This window comes from Enterobacter sp. Li2LvB3 (genome assembly GCF_056156645.1).
The window spans coordinates 120,456-143,667 of record NZ_JBSICG010000009.1 but is presented as its reverse complement, the minus strand read 5'-3'; the positions used below and the strand labels follow the sequence as shown (position 1 = coordinate 143,667).

Below are 23,212 nucleotides of genomic sequence, written 5' to 3'. Positions count from 1 at the left end.
CCTGCGATCCCGGCCCGCACCGGGATCGTGCTGCATTCCCTCCCCCGCCCCTGCACCGCCATCGCGCACCGTTGCCTGCTTTGTGTGCATTTCTTTTGACCATTTAGTCCACTTTATTTGCACTCAATTCACCAACCTCGCATTAACACCTTAATAACAAAGCCATTTTAAAAACTGGCATCCCCTTTGCAAAACCCTTTTCACGAGGCTGAACAGGATATGCAGGATGCAGCGCCACGTCTGACTTTCACCCCACACAGAGATGAAGAGAGGTTCGTGATGAAAATTGGCGTATTTGTCCCTATCGGTAACAACGGCTGGCTAATCTCGACCACCGCCCCGCAGTACAAGCCGACCTTCGAGCTGAATAAGGCTATCGTGCAAAAAGCGGAGCACTACCATTTCGATTTTGCGCTCTCGATGATCAAGCTGCGTGGTTTTGGCGGTAAGACGGAATTCTGGGATCACAACCTGGAGTCCTTCACCCTGATGGCCGGGCTGGCGGCAGTCACGTCCCGCATCCAGATTTACGCCACCGCCGCCACCCTCACCCTGCCCCCGGCGATTGTGGCGCGAATGGCCTCCACCATCGATTCCATCTCCGGTGGCCGCTTTGGCGTCAACCTGGTCACCGGCTGGCAAAAACCGGAATACGACCAGATGGGCATCTGGCCGGGCGACGAATATTTCTCGCGCCGCTATGAGTACCTCACCGAGTACGTGCAGGTACTGCGCGACCTGTGGGGCACCGGAAAAAGCGATTTTAAAGGCGACTACTTCACCATGAACGACTGTCGCGTCAGCCCGCAGCCGTCCGTGCCAATGAAAGTGATCTGCGCCGGGCAGAGCGATGCAGGCATGGAGTTCTCCGCGAAATACGCCGATTTCAACTTCTGCTTTGGCAAAGGGGTTAACACCCCGGCGGCCTTTGCCCCCACGGCGGCACGCATGAAAGAAGCCGCCGACAAAACCGGGCGCGATGTCGGCTCCTACGTGCTGTTTATGGTTATTGCCGATGAAACCGACGACGCCGCACGCGCCAAATGGGAACTGTATAAAGCCGGGGCCGACGAAGAAGCGCTGAGCTGGCTCACCGAACAGAGCCAGAAAGATACCCGCTCCGGCTCAGATACCAACGTCCGCCAGATGGCTGACCCGACCTCCGCCGTGAACATCAACATGGGCACGCTGGTTGGCTCGTATGCAAATGTCGCCAGAATGCTGGATGAAGTGGCCGCAGTACCAGGCGCTGAAGGCGTCCTGCTTACCTTTGACGATTTCCTGATGGGCGTTGAAACCTTCGGCGAACGTATTCAGCCGCTGATGCAGTGCCGCGCCCACATTCCCGCTATTACAAAGGAGGTTGCGTAATGACCACGCTTGACGCTCGCCCGGAAGCCATCACCTTCGACGCCCAGCGCAGTGCGCTGATTGTGGTGGATATGCAAAACGCTTACGCAAGCCAGGGCGGTTATCTGGATCTGGCCGGGTTTGATGTCTCCGCCACGAAGCCGGTGATTGAGAACATTAAAACCGCCGTGGCTGCCGCACGCGCGGCGGGCATGTTGATTATCTGGTTCCAGAACGGCTGGGACGATCAGTACGTGGAAGCCGGCGGCCCCGGCTCACCTAATTTCCACAAATCCAACGCCCTGAAAACCATGCGCAAGCAGCCCGAATTACAGGGCAAGCTGCTGGCGAAAGGCGGCTGGGATTATCAGCTGGTCGATGAACTGGTTCCTGCGACAGGCGATATCGTGCTGCCCAAACCGCGCTACAGCGGCTTTTTCAACACCCCGCTCGACAGCCTGCTGCGCAGCCGGGGCATCCGCCATCTGGTCTTTACCGGTATCGCCACCAACGTCTGCGTGGAGTCCACGTTACGCGATGGCTTTTTCCTCGAATATTTCGGCGTGGTGCTGGAAGACGCCACCCACCAGGCCGGGCCGGAGTTCGCCCAGAAAGCGGCCCTGTTTAATATCGAAACCTTTTTTGGCTGGGTGAGTAACGTCGCCGATTTCTGCGATGCTCTTACCCCGCCGTCATTAGCCCGTATCGCCTGAGGAGCACCACAATGCCAAAATCCGTGATTATTCCACCGGGCACCAGCACCCCTATCGCCCCGTTTGTGCCCGGCACGCTTGCCGATGGCGTGGTGTATGTCTCCGGTACGCTGCCGTTTGATAAAGACAACAACGTGGTGTTTATCAACGACCCAAAGGCGCAAACGCGTCACGTGCTGGAAACGATCAAACGCGTGATCGAAACCGCAGGTGGCACGATGGAGGACGTGACCTTCAACAGCATCTTTATCACCGACTGGAAAAACTACGCCGCGATTAACGAAATCTACGCCGAGTTCTTCCCGGGCGATAAACCGGCGCGGTTCTGCATCCAGTGCGGGCTGGTGAAACCCGACGCGCTGGTTGAAATCGCCACTGTCGCGCACATTGCGAAGTGAGGCTGCCATGAAACTCTCTGTATCAGCACCCCCGTATGACGGCGCGCCCGCCGTGGTACTGATAGCCGGGCTGGGCGGCGGGGGCAGCTACTGGCTGCCGCAGCTTGCGCGGCTGGAACAGGAGTACCAGGTGGTGTGCTACGACCAGCGGGGCACGGGCAATAACCCGGACACCCTGCCCGAAGGGTATTGCATGGCCGAGATGGCGCAGGATCTTGCACAGGCGCTGGCCAGCGCGGGGATCTCACGTTACTGCGTGGTGGGCCACGCGCTGGGGGCGCTGATTGGCCTGCAACTGGCGCTGGATTACCCCGATGCCGTCACCGCCCTGGTGTGCGTCAACGGCTGGCTGTCGCTGAATGCCCATACCCGTCGCTGTTTTCAGATCCGCGAACGTCTGCTCCACGCCGGGGGCGCGCAGGCGTGGGTGGAAGCGCAGCCGCTGTTTCTCTATCCGGCAGACTGGATGGCCGCCCGCGCGCCGCGCATGGAAGCCGAAGAGTCTCTGGCGCTGGCCCATTTTCAGGGCAAACACAACCTGCTGCGCCGCTTAACCGCGCTGAAACAGGCCAACTTTAGCCGCCACGCAGCGCGCATTCGCTGCCCGGTGCACATCATCTGTTCTGCGGACGACCTGCTGGTCCCCTCGGTCTGTTCATCAGAATTGCAGGCAGCACTTCCCGGCAGCCAGAAGGTGGTGATGCGCCAGGGCGGGCACGCCTGCAACGTGACCGAACCCGACACCTTTAACACCCTGTTGCTGAACGGGCTTGCCAGCCTGTTGCACAGCCCTGAACCCGCTTTGTAAGGAGCCACAATGAGCGAAGCCATTACCCCCACTGCGCTGGATACGTTATTTACCGGGGCGCGCACCCATAACGGCTGGCAGGATCTTCCGGTCAGCGATGCGCTGCTGCGGGAAGTGTACGACCTGATGAAATGGGGCCCCACCTCCGCCAACTGTTCACCAGCGCGGATTGTGTTTGTCAGAAGCGCCGAAGGAAAAGAGAAGCTTCGCCCGGCGCTCTCCAGCGGCAATCTGGAGAAAACCCTTACCGCACCGGTCACCGCCATCGTGGCCTGGGACGGAGAATTTTACGAGCGCCTGCCCACCCTGTTCCCGCACGGCGATGCCCGGAGCTGGTTTACCTCAAGCCCGGCCCTTGCCGAAGAGACGGCCTTTCGTAACAGCTCTATGCAGGCGGCGTACCTGATTTTCGCCTGTCGTGCGCTGGGGCTGGATACCGGCCCGATGTCCGGCTTCGACCGGCAAAAAGTGGACGATGCCTTTTTCACCGGCACCGCCCTGAAAAGCAATCTGCTGATCAACATCGGCTATGGCGACAGCAGCAAACTGTACGGGCGCCTGCCGCGTCTGGCCTTTGAAGATGCCTGTGGTCTGGCATAAGGAGTGAGGATGAACACACCGGATAAACAAACCTTTCGCGATGCGATGGCCTGCGTGGGTGCGGCGGTCAATATCATCACCACCGACGGCCCCGCCGGCATGGCCGGGTTTACCGCCAGCGCCGTGTGCAGCGTCACCGACTCACCGCCCACGCTGCTGGTGTGCCTGAATCGCGGGGCATCTGTCTGGCCGACGTTTAGCGAGAATCGCACCCTGTGCGTCAACACGCTCAGCGCCGGGCAAGAGCCGCTCTCTAACCTGTTCGGCGGCAAAACGCCGATGGACGAACGCTTCGCCGCCGCCCGCTGGCAGACCGGCGAAACAGGCTGCCCGCGTCTTGAAGATGCGCTGGCCTCGTTTGACTGTCGTATCAGCCAGGTGGTCAGCGTGGGCACTCACGACATCCTGTTTTGCGACATTGTTTCGATAGTTCGCCACCCCGCGCCGCAGGGGTTGGTGTGGTTTGACCGCGGCTATCACGCGCTCCTGCGACCCGCCTGTTAACCCTCCTTAAGGAGACAGCTCATGGCAATGTTCGGATTTCCCCACTGGCAGTTGAAATCGACCTCTTCAGAACGCGGCGTGGTCGCGCCGGATGAGAGACTCCCTGTAGCACAAACCCTGGTGATGGGCGTGCAGCACGCGGTGGCCATGTTTGGCGCCACGGTGCTGATGCCCATGCTGATGGGGCTTGATCCCAACCTGTCCATTCTGATGTCGGGTATCGGTACCCTGCTGTTCTTTTTTGTCACTGGCGGGCGCGTGCCCAGCTATCTTGGCTCCAGCGCCGCTTTTGTGGGCGTGGTGATTGCCACCACCGGGTTTAACGGCCAGGGGATCAACCCGAACCTGAGCGTGGCCCTCGGCGGCATTATTGCCTGTGGGCTGGTTTATACCCTGATTGGCCTGGTGGTGATGAAAACCGGCACGCGCTGGATTGAGCGAATGATGCCGCCGGTAGTGACGGGCGCGGTGGTGATGGCCATCGGCCTGAACCTCGCCCCAATTGCGGTCAAAAGCGTCTCAGGTTCACCGTTTGAAAGCTGGATGGCGGTGATCACCGTGCTGTGCATCGGCCTGGTGGCGGTGTTCACGCGCGGCATGATCCAGCGCCTGCTGATCCTGGTCGGGCTGATTGTGGCGTGTCTGGTTTATGCCCTGCTGGCGAACGTGTTCGGCTTTGGCAAACCGGTCGATTTTACCCTGATCCACAACGCCGCCTGGTTCGGCCTGCCGCAGGTTACCTCTCCGGTGTTCAGTGGACAGGCGATGATGCTGATCGCCCCCGTGGCGGTGATCCTGGTCGCTGAAAACTTAGGCCACCTGAAAGCGGTTGCCGGGATGACCGGGCGCAATATGGACCCGTACATGGGGCGTGCGTTTGTCGGTGACGGGCTGGCGACCATGCTTTCTGGCTCTGTTGGCGGCAGCGGTGTCACAACCTACGCCGAAAACATCGGCGTGATGGCGGTAACCAAAGTCTACTCCACGCTGGTTTTTGTCGCGGCGGCCGTGATTGCCATGCTGTTAGGCTTTTCACCGAAATTTGGCGCGCTGATCCACACCATTCCGGCACCGGTGATTGGCGGGGCATCCATTGTGGTGTTTGGGTTGATAGCCGTAGCCGGGGCGCGTATCTGGGTACAACACCGGGTCGATCTTAGCCTGAACAGCAACCTGATTATGGTGGCGGTAACGCTGGTGTTGGGCGCGGGTGATTTTGCCCTGACGCTGGGCGGGTTTACCATTGGCGGGATTGGTACGGCGACGTTTGGCGCTATTTTGTTAAACGCCCTGCTAAGCCGCGGGAAAGTGGATGAAGCGCAAGCGGAAGCCATCACCCCTTCAACCTGAAATAAGTGCCGCTTTATTGCCGGGTGGCGCTACGCTTACCCGGCTATTGCCTTACGTCGTTTTTTTAGCTTTAACTCACTCACCAGTACCCCGGCAACAATAAATGCTGCACCCACCAGCGCCAGCAGCGGTAAACGCTCCCCGGCAATGCGCCCGAACACGCCCGCCCAGACCGGCTCACCGGTGTAGATAACCGTTGCCCGCGTCGGGGAAACGCTGCGCTGCGCCCAGTTCATCGTCACCTGAATAATGGCGCTGAAGATCCCAAGCCCCAGAGCAACCACCACAAGCCCGGTGGACATCGGCGGCACAGATTCCCCCGCCGGCACCATGGCGGCAAACGCCACCAGCGATGCGGTCGCCAGCTGCACAACGGTCACCCGCTTCACGTCCACCTTCCCGGCCCAGGCGCTGATCAGAATAATTTCCGCGGCAATCGCCACCGCGCCCACCAGGGTAATCATCTCGCCCGGCCCTAAAGCCAGCAGGTTATCGCCCGGCCCTGCCAGCAGGATCAGGCCGATAAACGCCAGCACAATGCCAATACAGGACATCAGCCCCGGCATTCTGCCCAGACACAGCCATTGCAGCAGCGGCACCAGCGGCACGTACATCGCGGTGATAAACGCCGACTTACTGCTGGAGATAGACTGCAAGCCCCAGGTTTGCAGGCTGTAGCCCATCGCAATGGCAATACCAATCGCCACACCGGCCTTCAGCTCTTTAAGCGTCAACCCCCGTAAGGTTTTCAGTGAAATCAGCGCCACGGCAATCGCCGCGGTGGCAAAACGCAGGCCGACAAAGAAGAAAGGATCGCTCAGGGTGACCGCATACTGAACGGCAAGAAACGTCCCGCCCCAGAACATGGTGATCAGAATGAGGATGGCTTCCTGCGGTTTTACGGAGAATTTGAAACGAGAAGACGACATGGTGCACCAGCAATAAAGGTCAATCCTGTAGTGTGCGTTGCCTTTGGTTACAGTTCAATGTTTATCATTGCCGGCATGATCCTGATTATCTTCGAAAGAGAGCATCTTAAATGATCACGGGTATATCGTTTTATTTTCAACCCCATTACGATATTATTTGCCGCCATTAACCACACATTAATAAGGTGTATAAATGGCTGGTTTTAGATTAATACAAACCTGGGATGCTGTGAGAGAGCTCACACCAGAGGATTTTCAATACATACTCAGGCCAGAAGTCGCATTTGAAAGAACAAGAATCTTCTACGATCTTGATTCTGACAACTATTCTCACTTTAGCCTTCAACAAATGCCAAAAAAGAAAAATGGCTTTATCAATCCCTTTTCCTCTAAATATGATCGCAAGCGTAATGGTATATATGACGGTGCTTATGATCATACACAGCATAATTTGGATACAGGTTGGTTTATCGGAATAGATGAATCTGAAAGATGGGATTACTTTAATAACCCATTTTATTTTAATGAAGATGGCGATCTCATTTACGATTGCTTTATGAAACATTGGCATGAATGGTTTGAAATGATGGTTAGAGATGCCTACCATGAATGTCTTGATAATCATCAAGGACGAAAACCAACACCTACACAAAAGTTACATTATTCTGATACAGCTGTGCAGCACACTCAAGCGGGTAACAAAATAAATAGCAAAGCAGCAGGATGGTTATTAGCCGCAGGAGGAATATATAATGGAAATGTTGAAGACTTTAGGAAAACAGCGGATCAATTAGGTGGTGATGCTGTTAAAGGTTATGATCAAGTGTTGAATGAACAAACGGCTGGCGCAGCTATTGCGGCTGCGTCAATTCTGTTAGCGAAGCGACCCAACAATGAGTCTTTTGAAGAAGTGTACAACTACCTTGGCAAGGTAAGGGGAGAGACCAAACTATTAAACAATATAGAGGTGAAAGAAATAAACTATATTAAACGCGCTCCTTCTGAAACTATGTTATTGAGGAAAGAATTTAATAGTACAGCGAGGAAAAAGTTTCTAAACCAATTATCAAATTCCTCAGAAGCAGCTAACAGCTTCGAATCTTCAGATTTATTAAGAATGCGTAAGGGTATAGCACCAGATGGCTGGGAAGTTCACCATAAACTACCATTAGATGATAGCGGGACAAATACCTTTGATAACTTATCATTGATTAAAAAAGAGCCGTTTCATAAGGTGTTAACAAACATGCAGAGAACCTCTACAAGAGATATGCAACCCGGAGACAGCAAAATAACGCCGTGGATTATGCCTACCGACTCGATCTATCCGCTCAACTAATTTGATGGGTATAAAAATGAAATCAAATGTAACAGACATGCTAATCGAATTAAGAAAAATGATGGCCGATTTAGAGTACCCTGTTGAACAACCTATTAATGCATTATTTCTTGATAGTTTGACAAAAAAACGTGCACAAACGTCCTCACCAATACTTGATCAAATTGGAAACGAAGCTTGTCATCTTTTAGTAAATCAACCAGATTATACTACATTCATCGAAACAATGGATGGATTCGAGTATAACGGACTTACCATGTTCAGCTTGTCAATTCCAGAGCCGATAATTAAAAACTTTTTTTATTATGAATGAGTTTTATCGCAACAATGATTATTTAGATCCTGAATTACAACAACGTTTAGTTATTGGGGAGGATGGAATATCATTATTTACTTATGATGCAAAAGTGAACTCATTTGAAATTCGTGACAATGCATCCACCGCATCGATATATGGTTCATTTGATAACTTCAGTGATTTTTTAAAAGAAATAATTACCACAATAAAATAAATCTCTGGCGTAATTAAAAAACATCATATTCGATGCTTGCAATCACTTAGATAAAAAAACCGCCGGGAGCCCCGGCGGCAGAGGATCAACCCGGCGTATTACTTATTGCTGCTGCCGTGGCTGTTTTTACCCCCTTTTTTACCTGCTTCAGATGCACGCTGAGGGTCATTTTTAAAGTTACCCCCACTGTGTTGGCCACCTTTACGACCTGCTTCTGATGCTCTTTCACGGTCTTCAGCGAAATTACCTGAACCACCACGATGGTTTGCCATCTCTAACCTCCAGGGTGTGAAACATTCAACATCATACTGCATTCAGTAAAAGAGGATTCTTTCACCTGACGACGAATGGCCGTGCCACTTTTTACGTCGCGTGACACTAAGCTTAGTGGAAAGCCTATGTCGCGAGCCTAAACGGTAATATTCTGCAACATGATCCTCCGCATTCGCCAGGACGGGCGGCGCGGTTATCAATAAGCCTTTCTTATCATTCCGGAATTTTGTTTTCGTAAATGTGTTTCATTTTGCTACAGCGCCAGATGTTAAATAACTTGTTATAAATCAAAGAAATGGTGCTCAGAGTTGCAGTCTGGCCAGCACGACTTATCTTTAAATGAACGCAGCGATCCGCTGCCAGAAAAAACAAACGAGGAGTGATGCAAAATGGCTAAAGTTCTGGTGCTCTATTATTCCATGTATGGACATATTGAAACCATGGCTCACGCAGTTGCAGAAGGTGCAAACCGAGTGGATGGCGTAGAGGTTGTGGTGAAACGCGTACCGGAAACCATGAACGCCGAGGCCTTCGCCAAAGCCGGGGGAAAAACACAAAATGCCCCGCAGGCCACCCCGCAAGAACTGGCTGACTACGATGCCATCATCTTTGGCACCCCAACCCGTTTCGGCAATATGTCAGGGCAGATGCGAACCTTCCTCGACCAGACCGGGGGACTTTGGGCATCTGGTGCGTTGTACGGCAAGCTCGCCAGCGTATTCAGCTCTACAGGTACAGGCGGCGGCCAGGAACAGACCATTACCTCAACCTGGACCACTCTTGCGCATCACGGAATGGTGATTGTGCCAATCGGTTATGGCGCTCAGGAGTTGTTTGATGTGTCTCAGGTTCGTGGTGGTACACCCTATGGCGCAACCACCATTGCCGGTGGCGATGGATCACGCCAGCCAACGAATGAAGAGCTGACCATCGCCCGTTACCAGGGTGAACATGTCGCGGGTCTTGCCAAAAAACTGAACGGCTAACCCAACAGGAGGACAATCATGCCAACTCAAGAATCCAAAGCTCACCACGTGGGCGAATGGGCAAGTTTACGTAATACCTCGCCAGAAATCGCCGAAGCCATTTTTGAAGTTGCGAAATATGACGAAAAGCTGGCCGAGCAGATTTGGGAAGAAGGCAGTGATGAGGTACTGATGCGTGCCTTCGATAAAACGGACAAAGACTCACTCTTCTGGGGTGAGCAAACCATCGAACGTAAAAACGTCTGAACGTTTCCCCCCGCCAGCGCGGGGGGTTATTCTTATTTCGCCGCGTTGTTCAACACCGTATTAAACTTCTCTACCGGGCAGAAACCGTTCTCATCCACCGGACACCCTGAAAGCGCCAGCGTGACACGCTGCGCGGGTGATTTCAGCGACAGGACCTCAGCGTTACGCAGCTGCGTAGTGCTTTGATAGACATACTCGATTTTCATCAGCTCCCGGTTCGCGTTCTTGTCATGCCAGCGCTGGAAGACAATTTTGCCGCCAATCGGGGTGCGTTCGTACTGGTCGTGCAGCTGATAAGGTTTGAAGTCGAGCGCTGTCAGCAGCGAGGCGATGTTGGAATCGTGTCCCACCAGCAGCGTTATCTTTGCGGCTTTCCCCTGCTCAGTCACCAGGGCGTTATCGATGTATTTCACCAGCGGTTTCGCCACATTGCGCGCCACTTCACCCGAGGTGAATAACGAATCCTGATAGCCATTTTTCAGCTTCGACAGCACCCGCCACTGCTGATCGGTTTTGATCTCGCCCCACGCCACCTGATCGACGGGGAAACCTTCGTAATACTGCAAGGTGAACGCATCCACTAAGGAGTTCCCCACCTTCAGCGGCCCGGACACGCCCGGCTCTTTTTCGTAATCGGCACTGAAGGTGTCTTTGGCCTCGGTCAGCGAGCAGACTTTTTTCTCTTTGCAGGACGGGGATTCGGCGTAGTTCGTCATCTGTTCCAGCAGTTTGTAGCTTTCATCAAGCCGCATTTTCTGCCGCTCTGACGCCATTGCGCTCAGCGCTTTATCGCGGAATTCCGGTGAGTTGTTGGTGATGACCGGGTTAAAGGTGGGGTCCATCGTTCCCATTTCTGGCTGGTGATGCACCGGCACGTCACACCCCGGGAAAGCCCCGGTGATAAAGAATTGCGCGGTCGCCACGGTGCGTTGCAGGCTATTGGCGTAGGCATAAACAGTGTTTGCAGGCGGGCATTCCCCGGTAGTGACCAGCCCCTGCCCGGCCAGCCATTCGCGCATATAGTGCCCCATATACACTTCAAGAACGCCACCTTTGGTGGTGAGCTGCCCGCCGGGCACTTCCCATTCCGGCCACTTATTCGGCGTGGATTGTTCCAGCACGCTGCCGTTATTGGCCAGCGGCGCGCGCAGATTATGGCGGCTCATGATTAAAACTTGCTCTAACTGGTATCCTTCCGGCGCGTCCTGCGCCTGAGCGCCGAACGTCATTGATATGGAACCTGCCACTGCAACAGCGAGTAGTGCTTTTCTCATCCCTAATTCCTCACTCGGTTTTAATGTCGCTTAAGTGTGACAGATTTATGACATTTTTCCGGGAAGCATTTCTCAAACTGATAAATAACGCTCTTAACCGCGCCGCAGATTAGTTTTATAATAAAACCATACTACCCGGAGGATCCGCTGTGAAACGTACCCGCCTTGAAGAGAGCACCTGCCCTGTCGCCCGTTCGCTGGACATCATCGGCGACTGGTGGTCGTTACTGATTGTTCGTGATGCGCTGCGCGGCGTGAAACGCTTCGGCGAGTTCCAGAAAAGCCTCGGCATCGCCAAAAACATGCTAACCGCGCGCCTTAAACTGCTGGTCGAGGAAGGCATTCTGACACTCCAGCCCGCCTCTGACGGCAGCGCCTGGCAGGAATATGTGCTCACCGACAAAGGGCGCGCCCTGCAAACGGTGCTGGTTGCGCTGTCGCAATGGGGGAATGAATTCCTGTTTAGCCAGAACCAGCCGGGCAGCGTGCTGGTCGATGTCAAAAACCAACAGCCGCTGCGCAAACTGGCGCTGGTTGCCAACGATGGCCGTGAATTAGCGCCCGAAGATATTGCGCTTAAACTCCCGTAATTTCAGTTCATTAAAGCCAGATTAGCCCCGTTTCTGACGGCAGGAATAAAAAATACCGCGCAAAATGGTTGCATTATAAAACCAAATATCTCACAGTGAATTCAGTTTCAACATGAAACCAATTAACCACTTTGCTTTGAGGTAACACGCCATGACCACGCAACATTCAACCGCTTTAATCACAGGAGCTTCTTCGGGGATCGGTGCCGTTTATGCCGATCGTCTTGCCGCACGCGGCTACAACCTGGTACTGGTTGCCCGTCGTGAAGCCCGCCTTCAGGCGCTGGCGGCAGACCTTTCTGGCCGCTACGGGGTCGATGTGCAGATCCTGACCGCCGATCTGAGCGATGAAAACGGCATTCGCGCTGTTGAAGAGACGCTGAGAAACGACACCCGTATTGATACGCTGGTGAACAATGCCGGAACGGCGCAGATGGCCCCCTTTTTATCCGGCGACGTTGACCAGCATCAGGCCATTAACACCCTGAATACCACCGCGCTGATGCGCTTAACCTACGCCATTCTTCCGCGTCTGGCGCAGAACAACAGCGGTACGGTGATCAACATTGCCTCCGTGCTTTCCCTTCACGCCCGCGCCGGTAGCGCACTTTACAGCGCCACCAAAGCCTGGGTGTTCAATTTCACCCGCGGGTTGCAGGAAGAGTTTGCCGAAAGTGGCGTGCGCATTCAGGCGGTATTGCCTGCCGCCACGGCAACGGAGATTTGGGATCTGTCCGGCGTCTCCATTACCGACCTGCCTGAAGGCTCGGTCATGACCACCGACAACCTGGTGGATGCCGCACTTGCCGGGCTGGATCAGGGTGAGCTGATCACCATCCCGCCCATGCACGATACCCGGTTATGGGAACGTTTCGAGGCCGCGCGTCTGGAGCTGTTTGCCAGTGCGCGTACCGGTGAACCGGCCCCGCGCTATTTAAGCCACTGATTTAGCGCTCCAGCTGGTCGCCATACTCGTTCATCCAGGCGGCCAGCGGGGAAAGCGCATTCTGAAGCGTCAGCCCCAGTTCGGTTATCTGATACTCCACGCGCGGCGGGATTTCCGGGTAGACGGTGCGTGACACCAGCCCGCGCTGTTCGAACAAACGCAGCTGTTTAGTCAGCTCTTTTTGCGTAATGGGCGCAACGGCACGCAGCAGATCACCAAAGCGCACCGGGGTGTTAAGCACAATCAGCCGGTACAGGATCGGGATTGCCCATTTGCCCGCGATAAGATTCACAAACCGCGTCATCGGGCAGGCGTGGACCGCAGATTTTTTTTCGCAGGGTTCAGTGAGTATTTCCGCCATAGCACACCTCTTGCCTCTTTAGTATCCAAATGGTACCTGGTTTCCTTTCGATACTAACGTTTCTATAGTGCTTTCTCCAGAGCGAATTCAGGAGGCATTCATGGGACGTTTAGCAGGTAAATACACCTTGATTACAGGCGGAACCAGCGGCATTGGGCTGGCTACCGCGCAGGAATTTATTGCCGAAGGGGCGCAGGTGGCCGTCACCGGGCGCAACCCGGAAACCCTGGCCGAAGCACAACGCATTCTCGGGGATAGCGCATGGGTTATTCCTGCCGATGCCGGTGATATCACGGCGCAAAAAGCGCTGGCGGAGACGCTCGCATCCCGCTGGCCACGGCTGGACGCGGTGTTTATCAACGCCGGAGATGTCACCCACGGCCTGCTGGAAGAGTGGCAGGAAGAGGCCTGGGACCGGCTGATGCGCATCAACCTTAAAGGCCCGTTCTTTTTGATTCAGGCGTTGCTGCCGCTGCTGAATAACCCCTCATCGGTGATTTTGTGCGGCTCGGTCAGCGCCCGTATCGGCCTGCCCACCAGCAGCGTGTATGCGGCAAGCAAAGCCGGTTTGCTCTCTCTGGCGCGAACCCTGTCAGCAGAGCTTTTATCCCGTGGGGTTCGTGTTAATGGCCTTAGCCCTGGCCCGGTAGAAACTCCGGCGTTGCATAAACTGGGGTTAAGCGAAGCGGCGCAAAAAGCCTTGCAGGGCGATATCGCAAATCTGGTGCCGCTGGGGCGCATGGGCACGCCGACGGAGCTGGCAAAAGCCGCGCTGTATCTGGCGTCGGATGAATCGAGCTATACCGTAGGCACGGAACTGCTGGTGGATGGCGGCACGGGAAGTCTGTAATTCAGAAGGCGCTGATGCCGGTCACGGCACCGACATACAGCGCCGCCCACACGGCGGCAGAAAGCAGGCTAACGACGTAAACCTTCACGGCGCTTACCCGCAGCGTCCCCGCCGCCAGCGGCACGATGTAGCGCAATACCGCCAGGAAGCGGGCGGTGAACAGTACAACCACGCTATTTTTTTGCAGCTGGTGTTGCACGCGTAAAAATTTATCCGCATGTTTGGTCGTAAAACGCGTGACCAGCCGCGACTGCCCCATCAGCTGACCAATATGGTAATTCACCACTGAGCCAAGCGTCGCCCCCATCACCACCGCAAGCCATGTCAGGCCCGGATGCAGCGCCGACTGGCTGACGCTAATGCCCGCAATCAGCATCACCGATGCGGGTGGCAGTACCGACGAGACAAGCACCGTTGATTTACTCAGCGCCATCACAAAAAGCAGGGCAAACAGATGCGCGGGATGAACGGCAAAGTGGCTGAGTAAATTGTTTAACCACTCCATACTTCATCCCCCGTCTGATTATTATTTTTCTATTTAAAAGGACCGACCTTAAATAATGCCTCAACACTGTTGATAAGATATGCTTCTAAACATTTCATAAACATTATTTAGATTCTCCAGCAGCGCGACAGAATAAGCGTATTATCCCTCTCGTTTACTACGATCTCGTTATGGCGAGGCTCCTGTACAAATACACGTTATCGCTCTGGTGGGTTCGAGAGAACCGGCACAGGGTAAAACAGGCACTGTCGAATCAAGGCTTTGTCAGTATAACTTCCCTTACGGGATACGGTGTACAGTGCTGAACCCAGGACGTGGGGATCTCTTCTTCGACATGCCCTGTCTTGCTCGCCCCTGAGAGATTTTATTCTTCAAAGGGAATTTACTATGTCTTACTCCATCCACAACAATACTCCAGCATTCACTGAAAGCGCGGTCGCGCAATATATGAATACCGATTTTATCGTTCTCGATATTTCGTTATGCGTGGCGCTGGCACGTGAACAGTTTTTCGAAAAATTAAAAGACGATGATATTCCGTCGCATATTTTTATCGAAGACCAGGGACGTCTGGCGGGCATGGTTGCCGTACGCAAATTATTGCAGGCCGTCGATACGGTGCAGCCGGTCCGGGCGCTGATGATAGCGGAATTTATTCAGCTGAAACCGGAAGATGAACGTTCAGACGTTGCCGGGCAACTGGCTCACGGCGGAGCGGATGTGGTGCCGGTGGTCACGCACGGCAAACTGGTCGGGTGCCTCACCGAGCGTGAAATCGCGCATCTGCTGGAAGATGACGTAACCGAAGATGCTCAGCGCCAGGGCGCTACGCTGCCGCTGGAAAAACCCTATCTGGAAACCAGTGCATTCAGCCTGTGGAAAAAGCGCGCCGTCTGGCTGCTGTTGTTGTTTATTGCCGAAGCTTACACCAGCTCTGTCATTCAGCATTTTGAAGAGGCGCTGGAATCCGCCATCGCTCTGGCGTTCTTTATTCCTCTGCTGATTGGTACCGGTGGCAACAGCGGCACGCAGATCACCTCCACGCTGGTGCGTGCGATGGCGCTGGGCGAAGTGCATTTACGTGACGTCGGGCGGGTGCTGCGAAAAGAGATGACCACCTCGTTAATGATTGCTGTCACCCTGGGGCTGGCGGGCTGCGTTCGCGCCTGGATGATGGGCATCGGTATGGAAATCACCCTTATCGTCAGCCTGACGCTGGTCTGCATTACGCTGTGGAGTGCGATTGTCTCGTCCGTGATCCCGATGGTACTCAAGCGCTGCGGCATCGATCCTGCCGTGGTGTCGGCCCCGTTTATCGCCACGCTTATCGACGGTACCGGGCTGATTATCTACTTCAAGATTGCCCAGTACACGCTGGGGCTGGAGTAATGCAACGGGCACCTCTGGCTGAGGTGCCCACGCGGTTACATATCCCCAAGCTGATGCGCTATCTCGCGCAGCTGCTGAGCCAGCGCTTGCAGGTTTTTCCCCTTCTCCCCTTTCTGCCCGGTGGACTGGCGCACCACCAGCCGGGCAGGCAGAATTGACGACATGCGCAGCGCATTGTCGTCGCCGCTGTCCAGAATACGCCGCACGGCCTCTTTGCCCTGCAAATCCAGATCGAGCGATACCGTGGTTAACGCCGGGTAGAAGAACGAGCTTTCGTAGGTGTCATCGTAACCAATCACCGACTTCTCCGCCGGAATGGAGATTTGCTGCTGATGGAAAGCGCTCAATACGCCAAGCGCCATCTGGTCGTTGGCGACCAGCACGGCGGAAAATTGTGCCGTTTCGCGCAGCATTTGCAGGGCACCGGAATAGCCGCTTTGCGCATCCCAGTTACCGCGAATGACCGATGCCGGCTCCAGCCCATAGCCCTTCAGCGTTTCGATCCAGCTTTTCAGCCTCAGCTGTGCCGACACGGAGGACTCCGGCCCGGCCAGCAGGGCAATCTCCCGATGGCCCAGTTCATAGAGATATTTGACGCTGGCGCGCGTGCCATCTGCCGGGTTAAATGAAACGTTAAACACGGAACTGTACGGGTCCACATCGAGAAACAGACAGACAATATCGTCATTGTCTGTCGCGATTTTCTGCGCCTGCTCGGCCTCCAGCGGGACGTTGATGATCACTTTGCTGACCAGTTGAGACTTCAGCTCGTTGATGGAATCCTGAATACTATGGTTGACGTTCTCATCAATCATTGAGATCAGCACCTGGTATCCTTCCACATTGGCGTAGCGTTTTACCGCAGCCGCCACCTGTGAGGGGGCGTGTAAGGCCAGCGAAATAGTCACCAGCCCGACCGTCTGGCTCTGCTTGCCTACCAGCTGCTGAGCCAGTCGGTTTGGAACATACCGCAATAACTCTATGGATTTCTCCACCTTGTGACGCGTGGCTTCGGATACGTTGGCAGATTTATTCAGTACCCTGGACACGGTCTGATAGGAGACGCCCGCATGGCGTGCCACATCCTCTAACGTCGCGCTTTTCGACTTCATGGTCCGGTTCCTTATGTTGTTATGCGCTGATTGTAACAGGGGTGATGTAAAAAAACGCACACCGCTCTCTTTTCACGCACCTAACACCATCAAAAAGTATGACGCTCACAATGCCACATTTCATGGTTCATCTCATCATTCGTAACAAAATTGTCTATTTTATTTGCACTTAATCACACATTCACGATCGTGTAATTGCCAGATAACAGGTTTAGGCATTTTATGACTGCGGATTTGTGAACGTATTACAAAACAATAAGAGGGTAACAATGAACACGACGATCCGATCTGTATCCGTTGCGTTGGCTGCCGCGTTAGCGTCTCCTTCGCTGTTTGCAGCGTCTTCTGTACCGATTGATTTTCATGGATATCTTCGCTCTGGTGTGGGCGTCTCACGGGATGGTGGGATGGAGGAGTGGCAAAAAAATAAAATTGGCCGTCTGGGTAACGAAGCCGATACCTACGGCGAGCTGGAGCTGGGTTCTGAGGTGTACAAAAAGAACGACGTCAGCTTCTACCTCGACAGCATGGTGAGCATGGTCTCTGACGGTTCAAACGATAACGAAACCACGTTTGGTGACGATGCGCAGTTTGGGCTGCGCCAGTTAAATCTCCAGATAAAAGGCCTGATCCCCGGCGATCCGAATGCGGTAATTTGGGGCGGTAAGCGTTACTACCAGCGCCATGACCTGCACATTATCGACACCAAATACTGGAATATCTCCGGCTCCGGTGCGGGTATTGAGAACTATACCCTCGGCCCGGGCGCTGTCTCCGTGGCGTGGATCCGTGGCGATGCCAACGATGTAGACTACCGCGTAGATGGCGACAACGACGTGAATATCAACTATATCGACCTTCGCTACGCAGGCTGGAAACCGTGGGCAGGGGCATGGACAGAAGTGGGTATTGATTACGCCATGCCAAATCCCACCAACAAGCAGAAGGATTATGGCGGGCTGTATGAAGCCGATAATGGCGTGATGGTCACCGGCGAGATCAGCCAGGATATGTTTGGCGGCTATAACAAGCTGGTGCTGCAGTACGCTAACAAAGGTCTGGCGCAGAACATGGTGTCACAGGGTGGCGGCTGGTATGACATGTGGAACTACGTGAACGATGCGACTGGCTACCGCGTGATCAATACCGGCTTGATTCCGATCACCGACAAGTTCTCCTTCAACCACGTGTTGACCTGGGGCTCGGCGGATGACACCACGCAGTACACCGACAAGTCACGCCTCGTCTCGCTGGTGGGTCGCGCCCAGTATCAGTTTACGGAATATGTCCGCCTGATTGGCGAGGTGGGTGGCTTCTACCAGGAAGATACCTATACCGACGGTTCGAAATACAAGCAGAGCGGCGAGAAGTACACCATTGCCCTGGGCCTGGCCGATGGTCCCGACTTTATGTCGCGTCCTGAGCTGCGCGTGTTTGCTTCTTACCTGAATGATTCTGAAAAAGGGCAATCCTTCGAAGATGGTACCGCAAATAATACCTGGAACTTTGGCGTGCAGGTCGAAGCCTGGTGGTAATTAATTTTTAAAATGCGTTAATCGTTATTGTATCTCCAACAACTGGCAGTCTATTCTCCTGTTTCGGGATAGCCATTATTTTGGCTATCCCTTTTTTATATTTAATGATTAAAATGCTTTTCTAATAACTGACGCAAGGTATCAGACTGCCTGCCAAATATCGCATGAACCTGCTGACCGATAATAATTACGCCAAGCGCCCCCTCCTCCTGTAACGCCTTTGAATTAACCTTGTTTAAATCTTTTACCGTGACGCGCAGGCGGGTAATACAGGCTTCAATGTGCTCGATATTATCGTCACCGCCAAACGCTGGAATTAAACGCTGAGTAATTTGACTGTCCATAATACGCCTCTCTTTTTACGGATAAAAAAATGCCTGCTCGGGGAGCAGGCGTTTTGTGCCTTTTTTGCCCGGCGGCGCTTCGCTTGCACGGGCCTACGGGTTTGGTAGGCCGGGTAAGCGCAGCGCCACCCGGCAATAAAACCGCTCTACGCTTTACGCTTCAGCACCCGGCAGTCCCACGCCAGCAGCACGGTATCGCCTACCGCAGCGGCATCTGTCATGCAGTCGGTATACCCCTGCGGCAGCGTGATGAGCTGTTGCAGGGCGGTAAAGTTCTGCACAAACACCCAGGTGGTTTCGCCGTCCGTGCGCGCTGTTGCGACCACACCCGGCGGGAAATCGCCCTCGATGGCCCGCGGCAGCGCCAGCTCGTTGATAATGGCGGCGAAGAAATCACGCTGGAACGGCAGATCGTTGCGCGACGCCACGTGCCATGCTTTACCTTTACCAACGCGGTTCACCGTGACGGCAGGCCGGCCAGCGTAAAAGTCGTCACGGTAGGTCGCCAGCACCTGTGCGGACTCAGCGTGGATCAGCTCGCACAGATGACGAACCTGATACGGCCCCTGCAACCCTGACGCATTGCCCGCCAGCCCCTGAACCAGGTTACGTTCACCGTCATCCAGGCAGTCAATCTCCTCAGCCCAGACTCCCACAAGCTTACGCAGCGGTCCCGGGAATCCACCCAGATGACAAAGATCCGTTTCATCCACCACTCCGCTCCAGTAGGTCGTCACCAGATGCCCGCCCGCAGCGACAAACGCCTCTGCACGTTCGGCAAAGCCTTCACGTACCATGTAGAGCATTGGCGCGATGACCAGCGCGTACGGGCTGAGATCGCAATCAGCGTCAATGATGTCCACCGCGATGCCCTGATCCCAGAACGGACGATAGTGCTCGTTTACGGTTTTCTCGTATTCCATTCCCTTGTTGCGCGGCCCTTCTGCATCGTCCAGCGCCCAGCGGTTTTGCTGGTCGAAGATAATCGCCACCCGGGCTTCAGTACGACAGCCCACGACATCCGGCAAACGTTCAAGCATTTCGCCAAGGCGCGTCACTTCCCGCCCGACGCGGGTATCAAGATGACCCACGTGGTCGATAATCGCCCCGTGGAATTTCTCCACCGACCCGCGGCTCTTGCGCCACTGGAAGTACTGCACCGCGTCCGCACCGTGGGCCACCGCCTGCATCGAGGAGAGAATATGCATCCCCGGTTTTTTCAGCTTGCTGGTCGGCTGCCAGTTGGTGGTGCCCGGTGTGGACTCCATCAGCACAAAGGGTTTGCCGCCCTTCAGGCTGCGCATCATGTCGTGATACATGGCGGTGTAGCAGGCAAGCTGTGTTTCGTCTTTTTCCCTGTGCCACATCGGGTAGCTGTCCCAGGAGATAAAGTCGATCGCCCCGGCAAGCTGCCAGTAGTCGTAATCGTAGAAATACTCCATGAAGTTGGTCGTCACCGGCAGTTCCGCATTCGCGGCTTTCAACGGCGCCACTTCATGGCGGCAGAAATCAGTCACCTGCGCAGTATTAAAGCGTCGCCAGTCGAGGTTCAGGCCGTGGATCGACACCTCTCCCTGCGGCGCAGGCGACTCAATCTGCGACCAGTCGGTGTAGGTATGACTCCAGAAGGTGCTCCACCACGCATGGTTCAGCGCATCCAGGGTTTTATAGCGCGCCTTCAGCCAGTCGCGGAAACGTTCCTGACACAGGTTACAGTGGCATTCCCCGCCATACTCATTCGAAATATGCCAGCCCAGCACCGCCGGGTGTTGCGAATAGCGTTCCGCCAGCAGGCTGTTGATTTTCAGCGTCTTCTCGCGATACACCGGAGACGTCATACAGTGGTTATGACGCCCGCCATGCAGTGCGGGCACGCGGTTACGCCCCACGCGCAGCACTTCGGGGTATTTTTGCGACATCCATGCCGGACGCGCGCCGGTTGGCGTCGCCAGGAAAATATGAATACCTGCCGCATAAAGCTTTTCAATAATGGTGTCCAGCCAGGCGAAATCATATTCCCCCTCGCGTGGTTCAAGTTTCGCCCAGCTAAATATCCCAACCGACATAACATTGCATTTCGCCTGCTTCATCATGGCGATATCTTTTTCAACAATACCGGGGTAATTCTCCCATTGCTCCGGGTTATAGTCGGCACCATGCAATAACGCAGCGACCTTTGAACTTAAAGGCGCAAATTTATTCATCATAAATACATCCTGAATGAAGATTAAAAACTATTTAAATACCGTTATTGACGGCAGCACTTTTCCTTTGCAATCAAATAACGCCTGATTCTCGCGGGCATTTCCCTCTTTCCATTCATCATGGATATATTTCATGCCGGTTTTGGTCGCCCAGGTGGTACCGGGAACAGCAATCCAGGTCGGCTCCCAATAGAAAATACCTTTACCGCGATGGTCAGGCACGTCGATGACGGACTGCATTAAATCGTGAATATAATCGTACTGGCCCTGAACGGTGCCCGGATAGCCGCCGTCCTTCTCTTCTTTGGCCTGGAAGCTGTTTTCGGCGTTATCACAATTTTCCAGCGTATAGCCGTAGGCCGCTTCCACCACGATCACGTCTTTGTTATAGCGCTTGCTGATGTCATCCATATTGCTTTTGAGCGCGCTGAGCGGGCCGTTCCAGTAGGTGTACATCGACAGGCCGATAATATCGAACGGGACGTCGCGTTTGGTGATTTCATCAAACCACCAGCGGAAGGTGTCATTTTTGGTGCCTTCCGCCAGGTGCAGCATGATTTTCACCTGCTCGCCACCGGTCAGATTCTCTTTCATCCCGCCAATGGCAGCGTTGAGTAGCCCGGCTAAGCGATCAAACTCACCGCCGCCCTGCCCCCAGCTTTTCCCTTCTGGCCACAGCATTCCGCCGTTGATTTCGTTACCGATCTGCACCATGTCCGGCAGCACGCCCTCTTTCTTAAAGCGGGCAATGGTGTCGCGGGTGTAGTCATGGATCGCCGTTTTGAGCTGCGGGTAATCCATCTTTTCCCAGGCTTTCGGTTTGAACTGTTTGCCCGGATCGGTCCAGAAATCGCTGTAATGGAAATCAAGCAGCAGTTTCATGCCCTGCGCTTTCACGCGCTTCGCAAGCGTAATGGTGTTTTCCAGATTGTTACTGCCGCCGCCGTAGGTATTGCCTTCGGCATCCTGCGGGTCAACCCATAAACGCAGGCGCACATAGTTCACGCCGTTCGCTTTGAGGACAGCAATTGCATCCTGCTGCTGACCGTTCTGGTTATAGAACTTCGCGCCGTGCTGTTCTGCTTCCAGCAGGGTCGAAATATCCGCGCCCTTAATAAAATCCGCAGGCATGGCGTTAAACGGACGCGTTTTCACCGCATCCGCAGCAAAAGCACTCGCGGCAAGGCCACATGAGAGGCAAACAGCAAGCAAGGCGGGTTTGAGTCTTTTCATGATTATCCTTTAGTACTCCCGGAGGTAAGACCGGAGACGAAGTATTTTTGCAACGCCAGGTAGAGGACAGCGACCGGCACAGCAATCAGTACCGCGCCTGCCGCGTAGGTGGTGTAACTGGCACCCATTTTTTGCGCCACCAGGTTATAAAGCCCGATGGGTAAGGTGTATTTGTCCGGGGTGCGCAAAATGGTGCTGGAGAGGATGAAATCCCCCAGCGGCCCGGTGAAGGAAAACAGCGCCACCACGGCCACAATAGGTTTAGAAAGCGGCATGATGATTTCGATGAAAATACGGAAGTTGCTGGCCCCGTCCATGCGCGCGGATTCATCCAGATCTTTCGGAATGGCATCGAGATAGCCTTTCATCAGATAAGTGTTCATCGGGATCATGCCGCCGACGTAGATCAACACCAGCGCCAGATGGCTGTTGATTAACCCCAGAAGCTGCGACAGCACGAAGATGGCAATCAGCGCCGAAAACTGCGGGATCATCTGTAGCAGCAGGAACAGCATCAAACCATTCTGGCGCCCCTTAAAGCGAAAACGCGAGAAGGCATAGGCCGTAAAGCTGACGCTGATTAAGGTCAGCACCATGGTCAGGAAGCTGATTTTCATCGAGTTCCAGTACCAGGTCATGTAGTTCACCTGGCCGTTGAACAGGTCGGCGTAATGCTGGACCGAGAAGTTCTCCGGAATAATCGACGAGCTGAGCAGGCTGTTACCGGCGTTGAATGACGCCCCGACCGTCCACACCAGCGGATAAATGATAATCGTCGACACCAGCACGATAACCAGCCAGGAGAGCGAGAGGCGTACCCACTTCTCACGTTTAATACTTGGTGATTGAGCCATTGTTACG

Annotated in this window: 25 protein-coding genes, 2 pseudogenes and 1 riboswitch; of the genes and pseudogenes, 16 read left to right on the top strand and 11 right to left on the bottom strand. The window is 54.4% G+C overall.

Annotated elements, in window-relative coordinates; genetic code table 11:
- Positions 1–279 precede the first annotated feature (279 nt).
- Genes rutA through rutG form a run of 7 tightly spaced genes read left to right on the top strand, consistent with a single transcriptional unit; the run spans position 280 to position 5,723 of the window.
- A complete protein-coding gene (gene rutA, locus ACS603_RS09780; RefSeq protein ID WP_182060403.1) occupies positions 280–1,371 on the top strand; it encodes a pyrimidine utilization protein A in 1,092 nt (363 codons plus the stop codon).
- Positions 1,371–2,063, top strand: a complete 693-nt coding sequence (rutB, locus tag ACS603_RS09775; protein ID WP_474944161.1) for a pyrimidine utilization protein B — start codon at positions 1,371–1,373, stop codon at positions 2,061–2,063. Before rutA ends, rutB begins: the two co-directional genes overlap by 1 nt.
- An 11-nt stretch (positions 2,064–2,074) precedes the next feature.
- Complete coding sequence (gene rutC, locus ACS603_RS09770) at positions 2,075–2,461, top strand: pyrimidine utilization protein C (protein ID WP_182060401.1); 387 nt, start codon at positions 2,075–2,077, stop codon at positions 2,459–2,461.
- 7 nt (positions 2,462–2,468) lie between these two features.
- Positions 2,469–3,269 carry a pyrimidine utilization protein D gene (gene rutD, locus ACS603_RS09765; protein WP_474944160.1) on the top strand — a complete coding sequence of 267 codons (801 nt, stop codon included), beginning with the start codon at positions 2,469–2,471 and terminating at the stop codon, positions 3,267–3,269.
- Between the two features lie 9 nt (positions 3,270–3,278).
- Positions 3,279–3,869, top strand: coding sequence for a malonic semialdehyde reductase (locus ACS603_RS09760; protein ID WP_315688290.1), 591 nt, complete (start codon positions 3,279–3,281; stop codon positions 3,867–3,869).
- 9 nt (positions 3,870–3,878) lie between these two features.
- On the top strand, positions 3,879–4,373 hold the full coding sequence (gene rutF / locus ACS603_RS09755) for an NADH-dependent FMN reductase RutF (protein ID WP_436353366.1): 495 nt from the start codon (positions 3,879–3,881) through the stop codon (positions 4,371–4,373).
- Positions 4,374–4,394: 21 nt separating this feature from the next.
- Complete coding sequence (gene rutG, locus ACS603_RS09750; protein ID WP_182060397.1) at positions 4,395–5,723, top strand: pyrimidine utilization transport protein G; 1,329 nt, start codon at positions 4,395–4,397, stop codon at positions 5,721–5,723.
- Between the two features lie 35 nt (positions 5,724–5,758).
- On the opposite strand, the gene ACS603_RS09745 is transcribed toward rutG, so the two are convergent.
- Positions 5,759–6,652: a DMT family transporter gene (locus tag ACS603_RS09745; RefSeq protein ID WP_474944159.1), complete on the bottom strand. Its 894-nt coding sequence runs from the start codon at positions 6,650–6,652 to the stop codon at positions 5,759–5,761.
- 193 nt (positions 6,653–6,845) lie between these two features.
- On the opposite strand from ACS603_RS09745, the gene ACS603_RS09740 reads away from it, so the two are divergent.
- The gene (locus tag ACS603_RS09740) at positions 6,846–7,991 is read left to right on the top strand and encodes an HNH endonuclease signature motif containing protein (RefSeq protein WP_474944158.1); all 1,146 of its coding nucleotides are present in this window, start codon (positions 6,846–6,848) and stop codon (positions 7,989–7,991) included.
- Here the strand turns inward: ACS603_RS09740 and ACS603_RS09735 are convergent.
- Positions 7,988–8,047, bottom strand: a pseudogene (locus ACS603_RS09735) (hypothetical protein); the annotation flags it as partial. The gene ACS603_RS09740 and the pseudogene ACS603_RS09735 sit on opposite strands and share 4 nt — an antisense overlap.
- On the opposite strand from ACS603_RS09735, the pseudogene ACS603_RS09730 reads away from it, so the two are divergent.
- Positions 8,029–8,503 (top strand): annotated as a pseudogene (locus ACS603_RS09730) (YrhA family protein). The pseudogenes ACS603_RS09735 and ACS603_RS09730 sit on opposite strands and share 19 nt — an antisense overlap.
- A gap of 98 nt (positions 8,504–8,601) precedes the next feature.
- On the opposite strand, the gene ACS603_RS09725 reads toward ACS603_RS09730, so the two are convergent.
- Positions 8,602–8,775 carry a con-10 family general stress protein gene (locus ACS603_RS09725; protein ID WP_014069705.1) on the bottom strand — a complete coding sequence of 58 codons (174 nt, stop codon included), beginning with the start codon at positions 8,773–8,775 and terminating at the stop codon, positions 8,602–8,604.
- A gap of 390 nt (positions 8,776–9,165) precedes the next feature.
- Between ACS603_RS09725 and wrbA the strand changes: the two genes are divergently transcribed.
- Complete coding sequence (wrbA, locus tag ACS603_RS09720; protein ID WP_014069704.1) at positions 9,166–9,762, top strand: NAD(P)H:quinone oxidoreductase; 597 nt, start codon at positions 9,166–9,168, stop codon at positions 9,760–9,762.
- Positions 9,763–9,780: 18 nt separating this feature from the next.
- Positions 9,781–10,008 carry a YccJ family protein gene (locus ACS603_RS09715; RefSeq protein WP_182060394.1) on the top strand — a complete coding sequence of 76 codons (228 nt, stop codon included), beginning with the start codon at positions 9,781–9,783 and terminating at the stop codon, positions 10,006–10,008.
- 32 nt (positions 10,009–10,040) lie between these two features.
- Here the strand turns inward: ACS603_RS09715 and agp are convergent, their stop codons facing one another.
- Entirely contained in the window at positions 10,041–11,282 is a 1,242-nt protein-coding gene (gene agp, locus ACS603_RS09710) for a bifunctional glucose-1-phosphatase/inositol phosphatase (protein ID WP_474944157.1), read from the bottom strand.
- Between the two features lie 149 nt (positions 11,283–11,431).
- On the opposite strand from agp, the gene ACS603_RS09705 reads away from it, so the two are divergent.
- Positions 11,432–11,872 (top strand): winged helix-turn-helix transcriptional regulator, encoded by a 441-nt coding sequence (locus ACS603_RS09705; RefSeq protein WP_315688284.1) that lies wholly within the window; start codon positions 11,432–11,434, stop codon positions 11,870–11,872.
- 151 nt (positions 11,873–12,023) lie between these two features.
- Entirely contained in the window at positions 12,024–12,818 is a 795-nt protein-coding gene (locus tag ACS603_RS09700) for an SDR family NAD(P)-dependent oxidoreductase (RefSeq protein ID WP_182060391.1), read from the top strand.
- 1 nt (position 12,819) lies between these two features.
- Here the strand turns inward: ACS603_RS09700 and ACS603_RS09695 are convergent, their stop codons facing one another.
- A complete protein-coding gene (locus ACS603_RS09695; RefSeq protein WP_182060390.1) occupies positions 12,820–13,179 on the bottom strand; it encodes a winged helix-turn-helix transcriptional regulator in 360 nt (119 codons plus the stop codon).
- 100 nt (positions 13,180–13,279) lie between these two features.
- Between ACS603_RS09695 and ACS603_RS09690 the strand changes: the two genes are divergently transcribed.
- Positions 13,280–14,029 (top strand): SDR family oxidoreductase, encoded by a 750-nt coding sequence (locus ACS603_RS09690; RefSeq protein ID WP_446492639.1) that lies wholly within the window; start codon positions 13,280–13,282, stop codon positions 14,027–14,029.
- A 1-nt stretch (position 14,030) separates the two neighbouring features.
- Here the strand turns inward: ACS603_RS09690 and ACS603_RS09685 are convergent, their stop codons facing one another.
- Positions 14,031–14,534, bottom strand: a complete 504-nt coding sequence (locus ACS603_RS09685; protein WP_474944156.1) for a DedA family protein — start codon at positions 14,532–14,534, stop codon at positions 14,031–14,033.
- Between the two features lie 157 nt (positions 14,535–14,691).
- A riboswitch (M-box (ykoK) riboswitch) is annotated at positions 14,692–14,861 on the top strand.
- Positions 14,862–14,921: 60 nt separating this feature from the next.
- On the opposite strand from ACS603_RS09685, the gene ACS603_RS09680 reads away from it, so the two are divergent.
- On the top strand, positions 14,922–15,923 hold the full coding sequence (locus tag ACS603_RS09680; RefSeq protein ID WP_474944155.1) for a magnesium transporter: 1,002 nt from the start codon (positions 14,922–14,924) through the stop codon (positions 15,921–15,923).
- A gap of 35 nt (positions 15,924–15,958) precedes the next feature.
- Here the strand turns inward: ACS603_RS09680 and ACS603_RS09675 are convergent, their stop codons facing one another.
- On the bottom strand, positions 15,959–17,035 hold the full coding sequence (locus ACS603_RS09675; protein ID WP_182060386.1) for a LacI family DNA-binding transcriptional regulator: 1,077 nt from the start codon (positions 17,033–17,035) through the stop codon (positions 15,959–15,961).
- A gap of 269 nt (positions 17,036–17,304) precedes the next feature.
- Here ACS603_RS09675 and ACS603_RS09670 point away from each other — a divergent pair, with 269 nt between their 5' ends.
- Positions 17,305–18,570 (top strand): maltoporin, encoded by a 1,266-nt coding sequence (locus ACS603_RS09670; protein ID WP_182060385.1) that lies wholly within the window; start codon positions 17,305–17,307, stop codon positions 18,568–18,570.
- A 101-nt stretch (positions 18,571–18,671) separates the two neighbouring features.
- On the opposite strand, the gene ACS603_RS09665 is transcribed toward ACS603_RS09670, so the two are convergent.
- The 4 genes from ACS603_RS09665 to ACS603_RS09650 form a co-directional block, all read right to left on the bottom strand.
- On the bottom strand, positions 18,672–18,914 hold the full coding sequence (locus ACS603_RS09665) for a PTS sugar transporter subunit IIB (protein WP_182060384.1): 243 nt from the start codon (positions 18,912–18,914) through the stop codon (positions 18,672–18,674).
- 146 nt (positions 18,915–19,060) lie between these two features.
- Complete coding sequence (locus ACS603_RS09660) at positions 19,061–21,118, bottom strand: beta-galactosidase (RefSeq protein ID WP_474944169.1); 2,058 nt, start codon at positions 21,116–21,118, stop codon at positions 19,061–19,063.
- Between the two features lie 30 nt (positions 21,119–21,148).
- Positions 21,149–22,351: a glycoside hydrolase family 53 protein gene (locus ACS603_RS09655; protein ID WP_474944154.1), complete on the bottom strand. Its 1,203-nt coding sequence runs from the start codon at positions 22,349–22,351 to the stop codon at positions 21,149–21,151.
- 2 nt (positions 22,352–22,353) lie between these two features.
- Entirely contained in the window at positions 22,354–23,205 is an 852-nt protein-coding gene (locus tag ACS603_RS09650; protein WP_182060382.1) for a sugar ABC transporter permease, read from the bottom strand.
- Positions 23,206–23,212 lie beyond the last annotated feature (7 nt).